Origin of the sequence: Actinomadura sp. NPDC049382 (assembly GCF_040677125.1) — a bacterium.
GTDB lineage: Bacteria > Actinomycetota > Actinomycetes > Streptosporangiales > Streptosporangiaceae > Spirillospora > Spirillospora geliboluensis.
The window spans coordinates 21363-38966 of the sequence record NZ_JBFARO010000056.1 but is presented as its reverse complement, the minus strand read 5'-3'; the positions used below and the strand labels follow the sequence as shown (position 1 = coordinate 38966).

Annotated in this window: 22 protein-coding genes; 9 read left to right on the top strand and 13 right to left on the bottom strand. The window is 70.2% G+C overall.

Translation table 11 applies throughout. The annotated features are described in order from the left end of the window. Positions 1-183: 183 nt before the first annotated feature. Positions 184-384, top strand: coding sequence for a hypothetical protein (locus AB0K34_RS27730; protein ID WP_138639558.1), 201 nt, complete (start codon positions 184-186; stop codon positions 382-384). Positions 385-397: 13 nt separating this feature from the next. On the opposite strand, the gene AB0K34_RS27725 is transcribed toward AB0K34_RS27730, so the two are convergent. Both AB0K34_RS27725 and AB0K34_RS27720 read right to left on the bottom strand, forming a co-directional pair. Then, positions 398-910 carry a TetR/AcrR family transcriptional regulator gene (locus tag AB0K34_RS27725; protein ID WP_171069275.1) on the bottom strand — a complete coding sequence of 171 codons (513 nt, stop codon included), beginning with the start codon at positions 908-910 and terminating at the stop codon, positions 398-400. 120 nt (positions 911-1030) lie between these two features. Beyond that, on the bottom strand, positions 1031-2197 hold the full coding sequence (locus tag AB0K34_RS27720; protein WP_364551842.1) for an acyl-CoA dehydrogenase family protein: 1167 nt from the start codon (positions 2195-2197) through the stop codon (positions 1031-1033). A 111-nt stretch (positions 2198-2308) separates the two neighbouring features. Between AB0K34_RS27720 and AB0K34_RS27715 the strand changes: the two genes are divergently transcribed. Next, positions 2309-2893 (top strand): TIGR03086 family metal-binding protein, encoded by a 585-nt coding sequence (locus tag AB0K34_RS27715; protein ID WP_301174738.1) that lies wholly within the window; start codon positions 2309-2311, stop codon positions 2891-2893. A gap of 38 nt (positions 2894-2931) precedes the next feature. Here AB0K34_RS27715 and AB0K34_RS27710 read toward each other — a convergent pair whose 3' ends face one another. The 3 genes from AB0K34_RS27710 to AB0K34_RS27700 form a co-directional block, all read right to left on the bottom strand. Further along, positions 2932-3840, bottom strand: coding sequence for a metal-dependent hydrolase (locus AB0K34_RS27710; RefSeq protein ID WP_138640648.1), 909 nt, complete (start codon positions 3838-3840; stop codon positions 2932-2934). A gap of 65 nt (positions 3841-3905) precedes the next feature. After that, complete coding sequence (locus tag AB0K34_RS27705) at positions 3906-4871, bottom strand: alpha/beta fold hydrolase (RefSeq protein WP_138640647.1); 966 nt, start codon at positions 4869-4871, stop codon at positions 3906-3908. Beyond that, positions 4868-5749 (bottom strand): M24 family metallopeptidase, encoded by an 882-nt coding sequence (locus AB0K34_RS27700; RefSeq protein ID WP_364551839.1) that lies wholly within the window; start codon positions 5747-5749, stop codon positions 4868-4870. Before AB0K34_RS27700 ends, AB0K34_RS27705 begins: the two co-directional genes overlap by 4 nt. Positions 5750-5904: 155 nt before the next feature. On the opposite strand from AB0K34_RS27700, the gene AB0K34_RS27695 reads away from it, so the two are divergent. The 3 genes from AB0K34_RS27695 to AB0K34_RS27685 all read left to right on the top strand — a co-directional run bounded on the left by AB0K34_RS27695 (position 5905) and on the right by AB0K34_RS27685 (position 8897). Further along, positions 5905-6507, top strand: coding sequence for a TetR/AcrR family transcriptional regulator (locus AB0K34_RS27695; protein WP_138640645.1), 603 nt, complete (start codon positions 5905-5907; stop codon positions 6505-6507). Between the two features lie 409 nt (positions 6508-6916). Next, on the top strand, positions 6917-7201 hold the full coding sequence (locus AB0K34_RS27690; RefSeq protein WP_138640644.1) for a hypothetical protein: 285 nt from the start codon (positions 6917-6919) through the stop codon (positions 7199-7201). Positions 7202-7379: 178 nt separating this feature from the next. Further along, the gene (locus AB0K34_RS27685; RefSeq protein WP_364551835.1) at positions 7380-8897 is read left to right on the top strand and encodes a hypothetical protein; all 1518 of its coding nucleotides are present in this window, start codon (positions 7380-7382) and stop codon (positions 8895-8897) included. Between the two features lie 59 nt (positions 8898-8956). Here the strand turns inward: AB0K34_RS27685 and AB0K34_RS27680 are convergent, their stop codons facing one another. Continuing rightward, complete coding sequence (locus AB0K34_RS27680) at positions 8957-9301, bottom strand: hypothetical protein (protein ID WP_364551832.1); 345 nt, start codon at positions 9299-9301, stop codon at positions 8957-8959. Between the two features lie 185 nt (positions 9302-9486). On the opposite strand from AB0K34_RS27680, the gene AB0K34_RS27675 reads away from it, so the two are divergent. Beyond that, positions 9487-9888 carry a cupin domain-containing protein gene (locus AB0K34_RS27675; RefSeq protein WP_364551830.1) on the top strand — a complete coding sequence of 134 codons (402 nt, stop codon included), beginning with the start codon at positions 9487-9489 and terminating at the stop codon, positions 9886-9888. 60 nt (positions 9889-9948) lie between these two features. Here AB0K34_RS27675 and AB0K34_RS27670 read toward each other — a convergent pair whose 3' ends face one another. Continuing rightward, complete coding sequence (locus AB0K34_RS27670; protein WP_364551828.1) at positions 9949-11415, bottom strand: M1 family metallopeptidase; 1467 nt, start codon at positions 11413-11415, stop codon at positions 9949-9951. Positions 11416-11570: 155 nt separating this feature from the next. Here AB0K34_RS27670 and AB0K34_RS27665 point away from each other — a divergent pair, with 155 nt between their 5' ends. Further along, on the top strand, positions 11571-12125 hold the full coding sequence (locus AB0K34_RS27665; RefSeq protein ID WP_138640640.1) for a dihydrofolate reductase family protein: 555 nt from the start codon (positions 11571-11573) through the stop codon (positions 12123-12125). Positions 12126-12213: 88 nt separating this feature from the next. On the opposite strand, the gene AB0K34_RS27660 is transcribed toward AB0K34_RS27665, so the two are convergent. The 3 genes from AB0K34_RS27660 to AB0K34_RS27650 are packed head-to-tail and all read right to left on the bottom strand — an operon-like array spanning position 12214 to position 13405. Continuing rightward, a complete protein-coding gene (locus tag AB0K34_RS27660; protein ID WP_364551826.1) occupies positions 12214-12387 on the bottom strand; it encodes a DUF397 domain-containing protein in 174 nt (57 codons plus the stop codon). Beyond that, positions 12384-12599: a DUF397 domain-containing protein gene (locus AB0K34_RS27655; RefSeq protein WP_138640638.1), complete on the bottom strand. Its 216-nt coding sequence runs from the start codon at positions 12597-12599 to the stop codon at positions 12384-12386. The genes AB0K34_RS27660 and AB0K34_RS27655 overlap by 4 nt, the downstream gene beginning before the upstream one ends. Beyond that, positions 12596-13405, bottom strand: coding sequence for a helix-turn-helix transcriptional regulator (locus AB0K34_RS27650; protein WP_364551823.1), 810 nt, complete (start codon positions 13403-13405; stop codon positions 12596-12598). Before AB0K34_RS27650 ends, AB0K34_RS27655 begins: the two co-directional genes overlap by 4 nt. Positions 13406-13507: 102 nt before the next feature. Here AB0K34_RS27650 and AB0K34_RS27645 point away from each other — a divergent pair, with 102 nt between their 5' ends. Both AB0K34_RS27645 and AB0K34_RS27640 read left to right on the top strand, forming a co-directional pair. Next, complete coding sequence (locus tag AB0K34_RS27645) at positions 13508-13960, top strand: ATP-binding protein (protein ID WP_301176911.1); 453 nt, start codon at positions 13508-13510, stop codon at positions 13958-13960. Then, entirely contained in the window at positions 13960-14292 is a 333-nt protein-coding gene (locus tag AB0K34_RS27640) for a hypothetical protein (protein ID WP_364551821.1), read from the top strand. Before AB0K34_RS27645 ends, AB0K34_RS27640 begins: the two co-directional genes overlap by 1 nt. 42 nt (positions 14293-14334) lie before the next feature. Here AB0K34_RS27640 and fahA read toward each other — a convergent pair whose 3' ends face one another. From fahA to AB0K34_RS27625, 3 genes are read right to left on the bottom strand one after another with little or no spacing between them, the layout of a single operon-like run. Beyond that, the gene (gene fahA, locus AB0K34_RS27635) at positions 14335-15501 is read right to left on the bottom strand and encodes a fumarylacetoacetase (RefSeq protein WP_364551818.1); all 1167 of its coding nucleotides are present in this window, start codon (positions 15499-15501) and stop codon (positions 14335-14337) included. Next, on the bottom strand, positions 15498-16355 hold the full coding sequence (locus AB0K34_RS27630) for a hypothetical protein (RefSeq protein WP_364551816.1): 858 nt from the start codon (positions 16353-16355) through the stop codon (positions 15498-15500). Before AB0K34_RS27630 ends, fahA begins: the two co-directional genes overlap by 4 nt. After that, positions 16331-17536: a cupin domain-containing protein gene (locus AB0K34_RS27625; protein ID WP_364551813.1), complete on the bottom strand. Its 1206-nt coding sequence runs from the start codon at positions 17534-17536 to the stop codon at positions 16331-16333. Before AB0K34_RS27625 ends, AB0K34_RS27630 begins: the two co-directional genes overlap by 25 nt. Positions 17537-17604 lie beyond the last annotated feature (68 nt).

Sequence of the window (17604 nt, the reverse complement as noted above, 5' to 3'; positions counted from 1 at the left end):
TGCCGCGGGCGGTTCACCATCGGACTCGCCGGAACGCGATTCGGTTCATCCGAAAGCCGGCCGCCGTGCCCGCCCTCGTGCCCGCCGCAGCACCCCCGAGCCCCGGCGCCGGAGGGTTAGCGCAGGTCGGCGGGGTAGCAACAGCACAACGACCGGTCCATCCGGAAGCGGGGGAAGCCCGATATGAACCAGCGAGCCAGTGGCCAGGACGCCGAAGCGGACATGCGGCGGCGCATCCACCGGGTCGGCACCGGGGCGAGCGACGCCCCCGGACACCTCGACGCGGACGAGGGCCCGAGCACCCACGACGCCGAGCAGGACATCGAGGGCCGCATCGAGCGCCGGGGGACGGGCGCGAGCGACAGGCCGGGACGCGCGGACTAGCCGCCCGGCCGGGTCACGCCAGCAGGATCTCCAGCGTGCGTTCGTACAGGTCGGAGCCGTCCTCACCGGGCATGAGGTAGCCGCCGACCCAGGAGCGCAGCATCAGCCGGGCGCGCAGCCGCGCCTCCTCGGCGCCGAAGCCGAGATCGTCCAGGCAGGCGGCGATGTGCCCGAGCAGGGCCCGGTCGGCGTGCCGCACCGCCTCCTCCGCCGCGGGCTCGTGCTGCGCCCACAACCGCATGGCGCGGTCGATCGGGGCGACCTCCCGGCCGAGCGCCTGGATGCGGCGCAACCGCTCGCGCGGGTCGGCGGTGCTGCCGAGGGAGAGGCCGAGCACCTCGTCCGTCCGCTCGTGCGCCCACCGGTCGAGCAGCGCCCGCATCAGCTCGGGACGGTCGGTGAAGTGCCAGTAGAAGCTGCCCTTGGTGACGCCGAGCCGGGCCGCGAGCGCGTTGATCGTCACGCCGCGCTCGCCGGCGCGGGCCAGCTCCTGGTAGGCGGCCTCGATCCAGTCCCGCCGCGCCATTCTCGTCCGCGCCGTGCTCGTCCGCGCCGTGCTCGTCCGGGTTGTCCTTGTCCGGGTTGTCCTCGTCCGGGGCGTCATGCCCGGCTCACCGGGGGACGTCATGCCCGCGCCCGCCGCCGGTCAGACGAGGACGACCGGGCCGGGGTCGAGGCCCAGCCCGATCCTGCCGTAGAGCGCGTAGGCCGCGTCCGGGTCGAACACCACATGCCCGGAGATCGTATTCACATCGCGCTGCGCCCGCTGGAACGGGGAGGACGTGAACTGCGCGCTCGCCCCCGCCGCGGAGCACAGCTCGTTCACGACCCGCCGCGCGGTCACCGCCACGTGCGCCGCGACCAGCCGGGCCCGCGCCCGCTCCGTCATGTCGAGGGGACGGCCCTCGGCGATGGCGGCGGTCACGTCGCCCAGCGCGCCGTCCAGCAGGAGGCGGGCGGCTGCCAGGTCCGCGGTCGCCGCGGCGAACCGGATCTGCCCGCTCATCAGGTCGCGCTGCCGCTGGCCGCTGTAGGCCATCACGCGGGTCGACATCCGCTCGGTGAACCGCGCGAGGACGCCCTCGGCCGCGCCGAGCACGGGCGCCGCGCCGGTCAGCGCGAACACCGGCACCAGCGGCGTCCGGTAGAGCGGCCCCGGGTGGACGCGCGACCCGGGCGACCGGCCCTCGGCCAGTTCCAGCATCGGCACCGAGCGGTGCGCGGGGACGAACACGTCCGCCACCTCGATGTCGTTGCTGCCCGTGCCCCGCATGCCGCTGGTGTGCCAGACGTCGTGGACGGTCACGTCCGCGCGGGGGATCAGGAACAGTCGGGGCTCGATCGCGTCGTCCACCGTGACCAGCGCCATCACCATCACGTGGTCGGCGTGCATGACGCCGCTGCCCCATCCCCAGCGGCCGGTGACGGTGTGGCCGCCGTCCACGGGCTCCGCGGTGCCGGACGGCGACAGGGCGCACGGGATCAGCGCGTACGGCCGCTCCGCCCACACCTCGGCCTGGGCCTGCTCGGGGAACAGCCCGACCATCCAGTTGTGCAGCGTGTAGATCACCGAGAGCCATCCGGTGGACGCGCACGCCGCCCCCGCCTCCCGGCACGCCGCCGCCATCGCCTCGAACCCCAGCTCGGCCCCGCCGAACCGCTTCGGGACCAGCATCCCGAACAGCCCGGTCGCGGCGAGGTCCGCGATGGTCTCGTCCGGCAGCCGCCGCGCCGCCTCGGCGGCCTCCGCGCGCTCAGCCAGGACCGGTGCCAGTTCCCTGACGCGCTGCACGATCTCGTCTCCATACTCCATGGTACGGAGACCATACTCATAAGTATGGTCCAGCGATAGAGGCTTCCCCCGAATTCTGTCGGGGACGGTGAGTAACGTTGCGGCTACCTGTTGTATCGGAGGTGTCAGCGCATGACCCCATCACCCGTCGAAGACCTCGCCTCGCTGCTGGCGGCGGCCGGCGACCTGGTCGCCGGCGTCCGTGACGACCAATGGAACGACCCGACTCCCTGCACCGACTGGGACGTCCGCGACGTGGTCAACCACCTGGTCATCGGCGACCGCGTGTTCACCGCGACCCTGCGCGGTGAGGAACCTCCGGCGCCGGGCGCCCGCGATCCGAAGTTCAACGACGCCCTCGGCGACGACGCCGCCGCGGCCCAGCGGAAGGGCGCCCGTGAACTGATCGCCGAGCTCGCCCGGCCGGGCGTGCTGGAGCAGACCTTCCAGAGCCCGATCGGCCCGATCCCGGGCAGCGCCGCCGCGCGCCTGCGCGCCACCGAGGCCGTCGTCCACGGCTGGGACATCGCCCAGGCCACCGGCCAGGACCCCCGTTTCCCGGACGGCATCGTCGAACGGATCCTGGAGTTCACCCGCGCCCGACTCGCCGACGTCCCACCCGACCGCACCCCCTTCGGCCCGCCGCAACCGGCCCCGGAGGACGCCCCGCCCGTCACCCGCCTAGCAGCCCTGCTGGGCCGCCCCGTTCAGCCATGACGTGCCGTCCGAGACCGTCGCCCTTGGACGGGCGGCGGTCAGGTGGGTTTGTTTGAGCCGATCGCTTGGGCGGCGGGGGAGGTCGCCAGGTAGTCCAGGGCCTTCTGGGTGGAGCACTCGGTGGACGGGTGGTAGTCGCGCCGCAGGTAGCGGCGGGCGGCGGCGACCATGAACCGGTTGCCGGGCAGCAGGCCGCGGCGGACGGCGCGGCGGTAGTCGCGGACGCGCGGGCGCACGCCGTGCAGGGTGGGGTCCTTGGCGCACAGGTAGGCCGCGCCGGCGTAGGCGGCGAGCGGCAGCGCGAGGACGCCGACGAAGAAGGTGACGAACCGCCGCCAGTAGGCGCCGGACACGTACTCGTAGACGTCGAAGGCGACCGAGCGGTGCTCGACCTCCTCCGCGCCGTGCCAGCGCAGCAGGTCCATCATGGTCGGGTCGGCGCCCGCCGCGTCCAGCTCCTCGGCGTCCAGGATCCACTGGCCGAGCACCGCGGTGTAGTGCTCGATCCCGGCGATGATCCCGACGCGCAGGTTGAGCCAGCGCCGGCGCGAGATGAGCGGCAGCGGCGGACGGTCGCCGAGGAGGGCGGTGAACAGCCATTCGATCTTGCGGGTGAGCGGCCGCGGGTCCAGCCCGCGCTCCAGCATCTGGCGGTCGAGCACGCCCTGGTGGGAGTAGGCGTGCACGGCCTCCTGCCCCATGAAGCCCTTGACCTCCGCGCGGAGCCGGGCGTCGCGCTCGTCGATCAGCGGAAGCGTCTGCTTGTAGACGCGGACGAACCAGCGCTCACCGGCCGGGAGCAGCAGGTGCAGGGTGTTGATGAAGTGCGTGGCGACGGGCTCGCCCGGGATCCAGTGCAGCGGCGTGCCGTCCCACTCGAACTTCACCCGCCGCGGGGCGATCACCGGGTGCCGCTCCCTCTCGTCGGCGGCGCGGGTCTCCGTCATGGCTTCCTTCCTCGGGTGCACCGCTGTGCAGTGCGGTCAGGGGGTTCGGGCGGGGGGTCAGTGCGTCAGGAGGTCGCTGCGCGTTCGGCGGTGCGCGGTGCCGGGAGGGCGGTGACGCGCGCCCGCTTCAGCGCCGCGGGCTCGTCCCGTCCCTCGATGTGGTGGACGAGTTCCGCGACGGCCGTCGCCACGGCCCCCGAGTGCGCGGCGATGGAGCCCCAATGGCCGGCGGGCAGCTCGCGCCGCCACAGCCGGCCGGTGTAGCGGGCCAGGTCCTTGGACTGCTCGGGCGAGACGAACCGGTCCCTGGTCGGTGCGATGACCTGGACGGGGACGCCGGTGCGGATCATCCGGCCCGGACGCAGGAAGCGCAGGCCGTTGGCCTTGTACAGCTTCATCCCGTGCAGCGCGTCCTTCTTGAACGTCGCGGCGGGGGTGCGTTCGATGCCTTCCGTCCGTTCGACCAGCACCGGGAACAGCCGGGTGCCGCCGAGGTGCCACACCATCCGGCCGACCCCGGGGATCATGCCGCCCACCAGGTACCAGGACCGCGCGAGTTGGCCGAGCAACTGCCGCATGTGGCGGGGCGTGGGCCTGCGCAGCCGGTCGCGGACCCACTGGCCGAAGTGCTCGATGCACGGCCCCGAGATCGAGGTGAACGATGCGATACGTCCGTCTGCGCGCGCGCCCGCGACGGCTGCCCAGCTCTGCACCGACCCCCAGTCGTGCCCTACCAGGTGCACCGGGCGGTCGGGGGAGACCGCGTCCAGTACCGCGTGCAGGTCGCCGTTCAGCTCGTCCATGACGTAGGACCGGGTGCGGCGCGGCCGTGTCGAAGCACCGGCACCGCGCACGTCGTAGGTGACCACGTGGAAATCATCGGCCAAAAAGCGCGCGACCGGTTCCCAGACCGCCTGGGTGTCGGGGTAGCCGTGCACCAGGACGACGGTCGTCCGGCCTGGTTCGCCGTACTCGCGGACGGCCAGCCGCACCCCGTTCGACGTGACCGTACGGCCGGTGAACCCGCTCACGCCGACTCCCCGCTCGCCGACTCCCCGGTCAACGACTCCCTGGTCACCGGCTCTTCGGGCACTGGCTTCCCGGTGTGCGATGCCGTCCAGCGCCGGACGTGCGGCAGGTCGTCGTCCAGCCAGTACGCGCCGTCCTCGGTGACCACCAGCAGTTCCTCGAACTTGGCGCCCACGCCGCCGAGGGCGAGGTGCGGCTCCACCGCCCAGAGGCCCGGCGTCGGTGCGTGTCGTGACCGCCGGGAGCCGTTCCAGAGCGTGGACCGCCCCTGCAAACGCTCCTTGACCAGTTCGCGCGCCACGGTCTGCACTGTGCGCGCCCCGAACGCCCCCACGATGACCTTGCGCGGCAGCCGGCTGGTGACCCGGCCGACCTGATGGCCGATGACCCTGCCCGGGTACTTGCGGTGCCGGTTCTCGTACCCGTGCCGGACGATCTGCCGGTCGACCTCGGCGTAGATGTCGGCGAAGGGGCGCCTCTCCCGCACCAGCTCCACGATCATCTCGCGGTACACCGCCAGGTCGGCGGTCAGCTTCTCCCAGGTCGGGTTGGCGCCCAGGCATCCCGCGTAGCCGATGTCCGCGGTGTACCCGTCGGCGATCGGCGCCGCGTCCAGGATGTAGGGCATGCCCTCGGCCAGCCGGCGGCCGGTCGGCAGGAACTGGTGCGGCAGGACGACCCCGCGGAAGGCGGTCCGGTCGCCGAACCAGGCGAACGGGACATGGAACCAGTCGTCGACCCCGCGGCTCTCCAGCAGGCGGCGCAGCCGTCGTGCGGCCTGCCGTTCCGTCACCCCTGGCGCGAGGCTCGCCGCCACCTCCTCGGCCGCCTCGTACGCCAGCCGCTGCAGGTCGCGAAACCGCTCCGGACTCTCGTTCATCGCATCACGCTCCGTGCGCCGGGTCGCCGGGTCCCTCGCGTCCCTCACGGGCCGCACAATTAGACTCGCGATCTAATATCGGCCCGGTTTGAACGAAAGTCAAGAACGACGGATCCCTTAGCCTTGGGGCGCTGGACGACGGTCAGGAGGGCGCCATGGCGGACCGGCACCGTCCCGACCGGCGCGCCGCCATCATGCGGACCGCGGCGCGGCTCTTCGCCGACCGCCCGTACGACGTGCTGTCGATGGACGAGATCGCCGCCGCCGCGGGCGTCGCCAAGGGGCTGATCTACTACTACTTCGGCAGCAAGCGGGGCCTGTTCCTGGCGGTCATCGAGGACGCCGCCGGACACCTCGGCGAACTCGCCGCGGAGTTCGGCGACCTGTCCCCGGTCGAGCGCCTGACCCGCAGCCTGGACGGCTTCCTGTGCTGGGCCGAAAGCCACCGCGCCGCCTTCCAGACCATCACCAGCGGAGGCGTCGGCGTGGACGCCGAGGTCGCCGCCCTCCACCACCGCGTCCGCGGCGACCTGCTCGCCGCCCTGTCCCACGGCCTGACCGGCCGCGCCATCCCGTCTCCGGCCCTGCGCATCGCCCTGGAGGGCTGGCTGTCGTTCGTCGAGGGAGCCGCCACGTCCTGGCTGGCGGAACAGGACATGGAGCGAGACGACGTCCGCGACCTCGCCGTCCGCGTCCTGGGCGGCGTCCTGAAAGCCGTCGAGGCCCCCGCGCGTCCACCGGGGCCGGGCGAACACTGACCGTGCGGGCGTGGGGCGGCGTCCAGCTCTCCGCCCCACGCCGGGACGAGCGGGCGCAGCGCGTCGTGGACGGCGCCGGCCAGCGCCGCGTCCTGGAAGTTCGGGGCCTTTCCCGGCACGCCGACCGCCATTGTCGGCGCGACACCGCAGACCAGCAGTCGCCGGGCATCGAATCGTCATGAAGTAACCCCTTCACGAAGGTTGGCCAACACCCCCCGACAACGGCCTCGCGCCATCGCCATTCACCGAGCGAGAGCGTCCGTAAGACCACCGTGACAAATGGCCCGCTTGAGCGGCCCTTCCGGCCGCCGGTCATGGCCGCCATTGGCCTGATGCGGCCAACGGCGATTCCAATGGCGGGCGGCCGCTATGATCATGCAGCTTTGTCACGCACATTCAGAGGGAAATCATGAATATCGACTTCGGCGCCGATGCCGCATTCTCGTGGTACGTCGTCTTTCTGCTGGTGTCCGGCCTCGCCATGCTTCTCATGGCGGCCGTCGGGGGCGGCCAGAGCGGGGGCGAGCGGCTGCTCAACCTGGCGTTCGGCGTGGGCTTCCTCGGCTACGCGATCTACCTCGGGTTCATCTTCGACGGCGGCGAGTACTTCATGTTCTTCTACGCCTTCATTCTGCCGGTCCTGATGCTCTTCAGGTTCGTGAAGGCGCTCTTCGGAGAACGCGCGAGCGCCTGACCCGAGAGGCCCGGGACGCCGGCCGCGGGACCGCTCCCCCGGTCCCGCGGCCGACGTCTCTCCCCGGCGATCCGGCCGTCTCCTCGGTGATCAAGCTGTGGCCTAACAGCTGTCCGTGTATCGTCGATTCCGCTACGTAGTGGCCGGTCCGCCGGCTCGCGACGGACGGGAGCGCCGATTGAAGAAGCTCCGTTTACTGGTCGCCGTCAGAGAAGGCGATTGGGCCACGTTCCATGGCCCCTTCAGCGCCCGCCTCACTTACCGCATGAGGGATATAGCGGCCTTTTCTCCCACGGCGGCCACTACGGCGGACATGACGGAGCGGTGGCGTGAACTGGATCGGGCCGGATTCGGCGAGACGGTGCGGGTCGCCGTCCCGCCGCGGCTGCCGATCGCGGAACTGACCTCCCTGGCCCTTGCCGCCGCACGCAAGCACGGCCTCGCCCAACCCGACGACGGCAGGCGTCCGCGGTACGGCGGCGACACCGGCCCGCTGTTCTCCCGGTACGGGTCCCTCATCCGCATATGGCTTCATGACACGGACGGTGAGCGATACCCCGAGGACATCTCGGTGGGGGACGCCGGGCTGTGCGATGGCGACACCGTCGTCCTGAGCATCGAGCGCGAGGCGGGCGGCGCCTATTCCGTGGGACCCGCGCCCGATCCGCAGGCATTGTTCCGCAGCCTGCAACTGGGCTCACGCTCACCGTCGCCCCAGTCGCTGCCCCGGCTGTGGGGAATCCTTCTCTACACCGACGCGGACGTCGAACTGGCCACCTATGTCCGCACGCACTTCGACGAACTGAACGCGCTCTCGGGCCCGATATTCCGGTTGTTCGTCCTTGAACGCCCGTCCAACTGGTCGGCGACGAAGCGCTACTGGCGCGACAACCTCGAACCCGAGCTGTACCGGGTCTTCAACACGCTGCGCTGGCTCAAATGGAAACCCTACGAGCGGCACCGCGCCTACGACATCGCGCGCACTCTCGGCATCGACCCGGATCTGCTGCCGTGTCTCGCACTGGTCCGCGGCGACGCGATGGAGAACCGGATCGTGTTCCCCATCAACGAGGTCTCGGCGACGTACCTGCGCAAGCTGTTCGGCGAGATCCTGCGAGCGCTCGACGCTCCGCCCGAGCCGTACTCCATCGCCGAGGCGCTCTACTCGTTCGAGGAGAATCACCCATCGGCCGTCGACGGCGACGCGGCCGAGAACGACCAGGCGGCGTTCGAGCGGGTCGCCCGCGCGGAGGAGCGCATCCGGCGGTCGCTCGCCAGGCCGCTCTTCCGCAAGCGCGAGAACAAATACATCCTCAACGGCCACACGGCCATCGTCGAGAGCGGTGCCAGCATGGTGGAGAACTTCAATTTCCACGGCCAGACCACGTTCATCAATCGGCCGGTCGACACCGTCATCCAGGACTTTCAGAACACCCATTCGGCGTTGGCCGGGCAGGAGCACCTCGCCGAGTTGCTGCGGCTCGTCCTGTCCAGTGCCGATCTGCCCGACGAGGACAAGGAGGAGGCGGCCAACGTCATCCAGGGCGTGGCCGTCGACCTCGACCGGGCCGAACCCGACCAGGCGGCCGCGAAGACGAAACTGGAGATGCTCCGCACGGGCCTCGCCCAGGCCGCCGACATAGCCGGCCCGGCCTCCACGATCCTGGCATCGATCCTCGGTGCGCTAGGCGCCTGACCCGCCACCCCGAACCCGCGACCTGCCCCCGCCTCGTGGAATCTGCCGATTCTCTGCCGTCAGGTGGAGTATTCGCCGTCCCAGGGGGCGCTGAATCCGAGGTTGTCGGGATAGAGCTCGGCCCAGTCGTCTTCGTTCTCGTCCTCCCCGTGCCGCTCGATGACCAGGCCGAATAGGACGCCGTCGGCGGTCACCCGGAACGGGCGGATTCCGATGTCCTGGTATTCGCGCTGCGGTAGAGCGTCCAGCAACTCCGCCATGCGCGCCTCCGCGCGAACCCCGGGCGAATCTGCTTGGCCGCGTTGCTGCTGCTCCTCGCGTGCTGTCCCAGCGCACCAGATGTCGGAGTCGATGTGGCGGCCCTCGAAGTCGAACCGATGGAGGACGGTGTAAAGCCGCTTCACGTCCTCCCAGCCCTCGCCGTGGCGGTACCCGTCCGGGAACGCGTAGGTGATCGACGCGAGGAACTGGCCGCCGGCACCCTAGCCGCGGGCTCCGACATGATCCCCGCCTTGCGCGGCGCTGTCACAAACGGGCGGGGCGTCCGGTCCTTAGCTGTGGACATTCACCAGCTGTGGAGGAGGAACGCATGAGCTCTCACCTGCCCCCGGGCGTCGAGGTGGTCTCGACCCTGCCGGACGCCGCGGCCAAGATCGTGGACGGTGCCGAGGCCAGGACGATCCGCGTCACGCTGCCGCCCGGCGACCCGGGCGCGCCGCCGCACCGGCACCCCGGACCGGTGTTCGGCTACGTGACCCAGGGCGAGATCCTCTTCGAGCTGGAGGGCCAGGCGCCGCGGGTGATCAAGGCCGGTGACGCCGTGTTCGAGCCGGGCGGCGACGTGATCCACATCCAGGGCGCCAACAACCTTCCGGACGCGCAGTCGCAGCTGGTGGTGACCATGTTCGCGCCTCCCGGGACTCCCGTCCTGACCGTGGTCGGCGAGGAGGAGCTGGCCGAACGCCGACACCTGCGGGTCCCCAGGTCCTGAGGGACGCGCAGGGAGGAGCCGGGCGGGCGGGGGCTGCCGCCCGTCCGGTCCGCCGGGGCGCTACCACCAGGCGGGCGGTTTGCCGGTGCTGTGGAGCCACGTCGTGAAGAACGCGCCGAGGTCCTGGCCGGAGACCCGCTCGGCGAGGGCCTCGTACTCCTCGGTGGTGCCGTTGCCGTACTTGTGCTCGTCCAGCCAGGTGCGGGTCAGCTTCATGAACAGGTCGTCGCCGATCCTGTGCCGGAGGGCCTGCAGCGCCATTCCGCCGCGAAAGTAGATCGAGCGGTGGAACATCTGGTCGCGGCCCGGGTCGGCGGTCACGACGCCCCAGAACGCGGGCCGTCCCGGCGGCATGGGCGGCGGGTCGGCGTAGATCTGCTCGAACGCCTCCTGGGCGGACGGGCCGCCGTGCTTCTCGGCCCAGTACTTCTCAGTCCACAGCGCGTAGCCCTCGTTCAGCCAGACGTCCTTCCAGCGTCCGGGGGAGACGCTGTTGCCGAACCACTGGTGGCTCATCTCGTGCACCACACCCTTTTCGATGGGGTGCTTCTGGTAGGTCGGACGGGTCTGCGTCTCCAGCGCGTTCTCGATGTTGAGCGGCGGGACGGAATTGTTCTCGATGATGGAGCCGGAGCTGGTGAACGGGTAGGGGCCGAAATAGTCGGCCAGCCCGTCGGTCGCCCGCGTCGTCCATTCCGGGGTCTGGAGCGCGTCGGGGTCGGACGCCACCGCCGGGTCGACCGCGTCCAGTTGCGGGACGCCCTTGGGGGTGGTGGTCGTCGACACGTTGAACCGTCCGATCGAGACGGTCGCGAGGTAGGTCGTCATCGGCCTGTCCTCGCGCCAGCGGAAGGTCTCCTTGCCGCCGGCGGTCCACCGCTTGACCAGGTGGCCGTTGGAGATCGCCTTGAGCCCCTTCGGCACCGTCGTCTCGATCGTGAAGAGCGCCTTGTCGCGCGGGTTGTCGTTGGACGGGAACCAGGTGGAGGCGGCGTTGGGCTCGGAGACCACCGTGGCGCCGTCCGGCGTGTGCAGGAACCCGTACGGCAGGTCGAACACGATCGGGCCGCCCAGCGTCCGCGGCACGCCGTCGTACCGGACGACCACGGTGAACGGCCGCGACTTGCGCAGCCCCCGCCGCGGCGTGATCTCCAGCTCGCGCTCGCCGGTCCGGGCGAACGCGGCCTTGTGCCCGTTCACGCGCACCGACCGCACGTTCAGTTCGAACAGGTCCAGGTTGAACCGGGACAGGTTCTGGGTGGCGGTGGCCGTGATCGTGGTCGTCCCTGTGAGATGGTCGGTGTCGGGGTCGTAGGCGGTCTTCAGGTGGTAGCGGGCGACGTCGTACCCGCCGTTGCCGAGGTCGGGGAAGTAGGGGTCGCCGAGCCCGGGCGCCCCGGGCTCGTACCGGACATCGGCGGATGCGCCGGGCACGCAGAGCCCGAACGTCACGGCGGCGGCCGCGCCGACCACCACCGGAAGCCGCCTCGCCCCGCCGACCGGCCTGTCTCCATCAGATCCGAACATGATCATTAACGTCCCCGGCCCGCTCCGGTGATGATCATGGCCCCGCTCCATTGACCGCATCCGGCCACCCCGCCCGCCCTGCACGGCGGCCGATGAGTTTCGGCGCTCCGCCAGGTCTGCACGCTGGACGACCTCTACGACCGGTGAGGAGCTTCATGGGCAAGGTCATCTACTGGATGAACACCTCGATGGACGGCTATATCGAGGACCCCGGCGGCGGCATGGGCTTCATGGACCCGGACGACGACTTCCGCCGGGCGGCGAACGAGCATGTCCGCCGGATCTCGGCGTTCCTGTTCGGGCGGCGCCTGTACGAGGCGATGGAGAAGCCCTGGACGCAGGACCTCGGCAAGGAGGACGCCCCGCCCCTCGAGCGGGAGTTCGCCCAGCTCTACAAGGAGACGCCGCGGTACGTCTTCTCCGATACCGTCCAGACCGTCCCGGAAGGGGTCACGATCGTCCGCCGCAAGGACGCCGAGTCCACGGTGACGCGCCTCAAGCAGGAGTTCGACGGCCCGCTTCAGCTCGGCGGCCCCGAGCTCGCCGCCTCCCTGGCGGACCTGATCGACGAGTTCTGGGTGTACGCGTCCCCCGTGATCATCGGCGGCGGCAAGCCGTACATGCCCGTGAGCAAGGAGGTGCGGCTGCACCTGGCCGAACACCGAGTCTTCCCCTCGGGCATCACGTTCCGGCGCTACACCCGCGCGTGACCGGCCAAGAGTCGAACCCGCCCTACCGACCAGCGTGAAGGCGGCCGACTAGAGCATCTCGCCGACAGGCCCTCGCCTGGCAATGGAACTAGTCCCGCTTGGCTTGGGCAATAAGGGAGGCGAAGGCCCGGCGGGTGAGGATGAGGTGCCCGGCGTCGGCGTCCTTACTGTCACGGACGCCGACGCCCCCCGCGAGTCGTGCCAGTTCGACGCAGTTGCCGTGGTCGTCCGACCGCGTGGATTTGCGCCATTGGGTGGTCATGAGAGCGCGATCGAGGGGCCTCGGTGAGGCGACTCATCCCGCAGAGCTAGGGAAAGGAGGCCGGCGAAGGCTTGCCGGGAGAGAGCGAGGTGGCCTGCGCCGGGTGCCTTGCTGTCCCGAATGCCAATCTCCGGGCCGAGATCAGCGACCTCAATACAGTCCGACTGGGTCGAGGTACTACCGCTGTAGCTGGACTTTCGCCATTGGATCATGAGAATCGCTCCAGCATCTTGATGAGCACGTTCAGTGATGCGTTCTTGGGTAAGGCCACATCTCCGATGAGGTCGAACCACACCCGATATGAGGCTATCTCGGTTGCATCCTGGACGAGTCGTCCGCCCCCATGGGCAGCACAGTAGACCGTGTGCGAGCGGTCCACGGTCATGATCTTGAAAGAACCGTCGCGGCCTACGTGCGCACCGGCGTCCCTGGGAACGATTCTGATGGTGACATGGGAGAGACTGGCCATCTCCACGAGATGGGCAAGTTGCTCGCGCATGATCGCGGTGGAGCCCACCGGCTGCTCTATGACGCCTTGGTCGAGCAGAACCCACACTCGGGGCCGTGGCTTGCGGTGGAGGTACTCCTGGCGCTGGAGACGGGCCTTGACTCCGTCCTCGGGGTCTTCTATCCCGGCCGCGTCGAACATGGCGCGGATGTAGCCCTCGGTTTGGAGTAGGCCCGGAACCCAGCCGAGCTCCCATATCCGAAGTTCAGCGGATCTTGCTTCAAGATCTAGATGTGTCTTGAACCATTCGACCTCGTGCCCCGCCTTGGCGAAGTTCACCAAGCGCCTGAAAGAGCAGCCCAAGCCCCAGGCGCTGTCGATCTTGCTTGCGTGGTTCGCCTGGAGCCTGGTGTCTCCTGATTCAACACGGGCAACCAATGACCGATCCCTGTCGATCAGGTCGCCCACGGCAGCGAGGGACAGTCCTCGCTCAAGGCGCTGTCTTCGCAGCTCAACGGCTATGAAGTCCCAGAGATCATTGTCGGGATCGAAGCCGTGACGCGTGCGCATGGTCATCCTTGGCTTGTTGAGCTTGTTGAACTCCCGTAGCCAATATATGTCAACCGGAGGCAGCCTTGTCGTGGAAACGCGAGGGAAAGGGAGGTGGGTGAAATGGGAGTGAAAGCCTCGGGTTCGGGCGAGTTGGACATTTCTTGTCTCGCGGCCGGGACGGTGTCGGGGCTGGTGCGGACTCTGGTGGAGTTCCGGCTTGCGGAATGGGGGCTGGAAAAGCTCGCGGACGATGTTCTGTTGATCGCCGGTGAGCTTGTCGCCAATGCCGTCCGGCACGCGCCGGCGGATCGGGAGATCCGGGTCCGGTTCACGCGGGAGGCTTCGGCCGTCGTGCTGGCGGTCTGGGACTCGTCCGATGCCATGCCGGTGGTGCGGCCGGTCGTGGAGCTCACGCTGGACGACGTCGTGCCGGACGCTCGGGCCCTGGAGGACGGGCACGACGACGGGATCGGCGGGTGGGGCCTCCCGCTCGTCCAGGCCCTCTCGTCCGGCTGCGGAGTCCGTGACACCGAGCCGCACGGCAAGTGGGTTTGGGCGAAGGTCGCCACCTGATGCGTACGGCCTTGCTGTGGGGGCGGACGGCGGCGGGGCGCCGCATGGCCGTGCGCTGGCTCGATCTTCTTGCCGACGGGGTCGGTGCGCGCGGGTATCGGTGCGTCCGGCTCTATCGGGTCGGGTGGCGGCCGATGCTGTGGGTCTACGCGCGCGGGGCCGTCCGGGATGTCGGGGTCCTGCTGGACGTGCGGGCCGTCCCCGGGGGCCTCGCCTACCACGAGACTGAGCGGGGACGGGCGGGCTACCTATCTCCGTGCGGAGAGGTCGAGGGAGCCGTTGAGCAGGTTGACCTGCTTCTCAAGCACCGCATGTTCCCGGCCACCTGGTAGAGCTGAGCCACCGCCCACGGAGGCTGTGGGCGGTGGCTGTGTTCAGCGGGCGGGCAGGATTCGGCCCGTGACTTCGCCGAAGCCGATGCGGGTGCCGGACGGGCCGGGGGCCGTGGCGGTGATGGCCACCTCGTCGCCGTCCTCTAGGAAGGTGCGGGGCTCGTTGTTGACCTCGATGGGCTCCTTGCCGCCCCAGGTCAGTTCTATGAAGGCGCCGCGCTGGTCCTTGGCCGGGCCTGAGATGGTGCCGGACGCGAACAGGTCGCCTGTGCGGGACGAGGCGCCGTTCACCGTCATGTGCGCGAGCATCTGCGCCGGGGACCAGTACATCTCGCGGTAGGGCGGGCGGGAGACCACCTGGCCGTTCCACGAGACCTCAAGAGAAAGGTCCAGGCCCCACGGGTTCTTCTCCTGGAGGTAAGGGAGGGGCTCCGGGTCCTGGGGCGGGGTCGCCACGCGGGCCGCTTCCAAGGCGAGGAGGGGGACGACCCAATGGGAGATGGACGTCGCGAAGCTCTTCCCTAGGAAGGGCCCAAGGGGGACGTACTCCCACGCCTGAATGTCACGGGCCGACCAGTCGTTGACCAGGACGACCCCGAAGACGCGCTCGGAGAAGTCTTCCGTGGTGACCGGCGTGCCCAGGGGCGAGCCGGTGCCCACGACGAAGCCGACTTCGGCCTCGATGTCGAGGCGGCGGCTCTCGCCGAAGGTCGGGGCGTCCTCGCTCTTGCGCTGGCCGGTGGGGCGGACGATGTCCGTCCCGGACGGGACGACCGTGCCGGCGCGGCCGTGGTAGCCGACCGGGAGGTGCTTCCAGTTCGGCATCAGCGGTTCGGAGCCGGGGCGGAACAGGCGGCCGAGGTTCGACGCGTGGTGCTCGGACGCGTAGAAGTCGACGTAGTCGGCGACCTCGAACGGCATGTGCATGGTGACCGCGTCCACCGGGTGCACCGCCGCGTCGGGGATGTCGTCCCCGACCAGGTCGAGGAGCTGTTCGCGGACCTCGACCCAGCGGGCGTGGCCCTGCGTCATGAACGGGTTCAGGGACGGTGCCGCGAAGACGTCGTCGCCCAGCGCCGCGGCGAGGTCCACGACCGAGTCGGCCACGCGGACGCCCGCGCGCGGTGAACCGCCGGGGGGAGAGAAAACGCCGTACGGGAGGTTGGCGAGCCCGAAGTGGGAGCCTTCGGGGATCGCGATGCGGGTCATCGGGTGGTCTCCTGGAGGGCGGACGCGAGCAGGCCCAGGTCCGCGAGTTCGTTCAGCGGGTCGGTGATGCTGCACGTCCCGAAGGACAGGAAGCGGCCCCGGGCGGCGATCGTGCGGGCCGTGCCGAGCGTCGAGACGTGGGACGCGACGGAGCGGGCGTCGCGGTCGGCCAGGATCGCGGCCAGTTCGGTGACGGGGCGGCCGCGCAGGGCGGCGTCGGTCGCGAGCAGCAGGTTCAGGAAGCCGTGCTGGTGGAAGCCGGTCTCCGGGTCGGTGTTGCGGACGGGGTGGTGCAGCCCGGCCGTCGCCTTGAACGGGAGGCGGGCGTCCACGACCTGCTTGATCCCGGCGGCGAGCTCCTCCGGGCTCGGGTAGAGGTGCGCCTTGACGCCGCCGGTGCGGAACTTGGCGCGGTGCCGCCGGGCGGCGACGGCGGCGATCATCGCGGAGCGGCGGTCGTCGCGCGGGATCTCGACGTAGACGGGGACGTCGGCGCGGCCGAGCAGGCGGAAGAACTCCTCCGGCTGCATGCCGGGCGGGACGGCGACCTCCAGGCCGCGCACCGTGATCGGCAGGTCGGCGGCGGCCGCGAGGGCCTTGGACGCCTGGCACGGGCCGCTCGGCGCGGTGATCGACACGTCGAGGGGCTCCCCGCCGAGCAGCGGGTAGAGGTCGTCCAGCGCGGTCGCCGGCAGGACGAGCGGGCCGACGAGGTCGGCGTACGGGGCGGCGCGGTGCGCGCGGTGGGCCGGGACGGCGTCGGCGAGCGGCGCGAGACCCGGCGGGAACACGGCGGCGTCGTCGCACAGGCCGTGGGCGAACGCGGGGATCACGGCCGCCTCGCCCAGGTCCACGCGTAGGCGGAGTCTTCGCAGGCCAGCCCGCCTTCACCGAGTTCGAGCGGGTGGAACGTGTCGACCATGACCGCCAGCTCGTCGAAGAACTCGACGCCGATGCTGCGCTCGTAGGCGCCGGGCTGCGGGCCGTGCGCGAGGCCGCCGGGGTGGACGGAGACGGAGCCCTGGCCGATGCCGGAGCCCTTGCGCGCCTCGTAGTCCCCGCCGCAGTAGAACATGATCTCGTCGGAGTCGACGTTCGAGTGGTAGTACGGCACCGGGATCGACAGCGGGTGGTAGTCCACCTTGCGCGGCACGAAGTTGCACACGACGAAGTTGTGGCCCTCGAACACCTGGTGGACGGGCGGCGGCTGGTGGACGCGGCCCGTGATCGGCTCGAAGTCGTGGACGCTGAACGTGAACGGGTACAGGCAGCCGTCCCAGCCGACGACGTCGAACGGGTGCCGCGCGTAGGTCATGCGGGTGCCGACGATGCGGCGCGACGTGCGGTGCTTGACGAGGACCTCGACGTCGGTCTCGTCGGAGAGCAGAGGTTCGGACGGGCCGTGCAGGTCGCGTTCGCAGTACGGGGCGTTCTCCAGGAACTGCCCGTAGCGGGACAGGTAGCGCTTGGGCGGCGCGATGTGGCCCGTCGCCTCGATCGCGTAGGCGCGCAGCGGCTCGTCGCCGGTCGGCAGCCAGCGGTGCGTGGTGGACGTCGGGATGATGACGTAGTCGCCCTGCTGCGCGGACAGCGTGCCGAAGACCGTCTCGACCGTGGCCGTTCCCGACTCGATGTAGACGATCTCGTCGCCGGTCGCGTTGCGGTACAGCGGCGAGTCGGCGGACGACACGACGTAGGAGAGGCGCACGTCGCTGTTGGCGAGGATCACCCTGCGGCCGGTGACGACGTCGGTGTCCGCCCAGGTCTCCTTGGGGAACAGCTCGTGCAGCTTCAGGTGCCGCGGCTTGAGCGGGTGGTTGGGGGTCGTCGCCGTGTCGGGGACGTCCCAGGCCCGGGAGTCGGTGATCGCCGACGGGATCTCCCGGTGGTACAGGAGGGACGAGTCGGACGAGAAGCCCTCCTCGCCCATCAGTTCCTCGAAGTACAGCCGCTCCTCGCCGTCCCCGTGGTCGATGTGCCTGTGCTGGGTGTGGCGCTTCGGCGGCACGTGGCCGACCCGACGGTAGTGGGCCATGTCCATCGCCTCCGATGGTTAATGCATTAACTACTTTCTGCCGACCTTACGGGTGTTCTTCCGTTCAG

Bases quoted from the DNA above. Each gene is read 5' to 3' on its own strand.
- AB0K34_RS27730 (WP_138639558.1), top strand. From the start codon at position 184: ATGAACCAGCGAGCCAGTGGCCAGGACGCCGAAGCGGACATGCGGCGG.
- AB0K34_RS27725 (WP_171069275.1), bottom strand. From the start codon at position 910: ATGGCGCGGCGGGACTGGATCGAGGCCGCCTACCAGGAGCTGGCCCGC.
- AB0K34_RS27720 (WP_364551842.1), bottom strand. From the start codon at position 2,197: ATGGAGTATGGAGACGAGATCGTGCAGCGCGTCAGGGAACTGGCACCG.
- AB0K34_RS27715 (WP_301174738.1), top strand. From the start codon at position 2,309: ATGACCCCATCACCCGTCGAAGACCTCGCCTCGCTGCTGGCGGCGGCC.
- AB0K34_RS27710 (WP_138640648.1), bottom strand. From the start codon at position 3,840: ATGACGGAGACCCGCGCCGCCGACGAGAGGGAGCGGCACCCGGTGATC.
- AB0K34_RS27700 (WP_364551839.1), bottom strand. From the start codon at position 5,749: ATGAACGAGAGTCCGGAGCGGTTTCGCGACCTGCAGCGGCTGGCGTAC.
- AB0K34_RS27695 (WP_138640645.1), top strand. From the start codon at position 5,905: ATGGCGGACCGGCACCGTCCCGACCGGCGCGCCGCCATCATGCGGACC.
- AB0K34_RS27690 (WP_138640644.1), top strand. From the start codon at position 6,917: ATGAATATCGACTTCGGCGCCGATGCCGCATTCTCGTGGTACGTCGTC.
- AB0K34_RS27675 (WP_364551830.1), top strand. From the start codon at position 9,487: ATGAGCTCTCACCTGCCCCCGGGCGTCGAGGTGGTCTCGACCCTGCCG.
- AB0K34_RS27670 (WP_364551828.1), bottom strand. From the start codon at position 11,415: ATGTTCGGATCTGATGGAGACAGGCCGGTCGGCGGGGCGAGGCGGCTT.
- AB0K34_RS27665 (WP_138640640.1), top strand. From the start codon at position 11,571: ATGGGCAAGGTCATCTACTGGATGAACACCTCGATGGACGGCTATATC.
- AB0K34_RS27660 (WP_364551826.1), bottom strand. From the start codon at position 12,387: ATGACCACCCAATGGCGCAAATCCACGCGGTCGGACGACCACGGCAAC.
- AB0K34_RS27655 (WP_138640638.1), bottom strand. From the start codon at position 12,599: ATGATCCAATGGCGAAAGTCCAGCTACAGCGGTAGTACCTCGACCCAG.
- AB0K34_RS27650 (WP_364551823.1), bottom strand. From the start codon at position 13,405: ATGCGCACGCGTCACGGCTTCGATCCCGACAATGATCTCTGGGACTTC.
- AB0K34_RS27645 (WP_301176911.1), top strand. From the start codon at position 13,508: ATGGGAGTGAAAGCCTCGGGTTCGGGCGAGTTGGACATTTCTTGTCTC.
- AB0K34_RS27640 (WP_364551821.1), top strand. From the start codon at position 13,960: ATGCGTACGGCCTTGCTGTGGGGGCGGACGGCGGCGGGGCGCCGCATG.
- fahA (WP_364551818.1), bottom strand. From the start codon at position 15,501: ATGACCCGCATCGCGATCCCCGAAGGCTCCCACTTCGGGCTCGCCAAC.
- AB0K34_RS27625 (WP_364551813.1), bottom strand. From the start codon at position 17,536: ATGGCCCACTACCGTCGGGTCGGCCACGTGCCGCCGAAGCGCCACACC.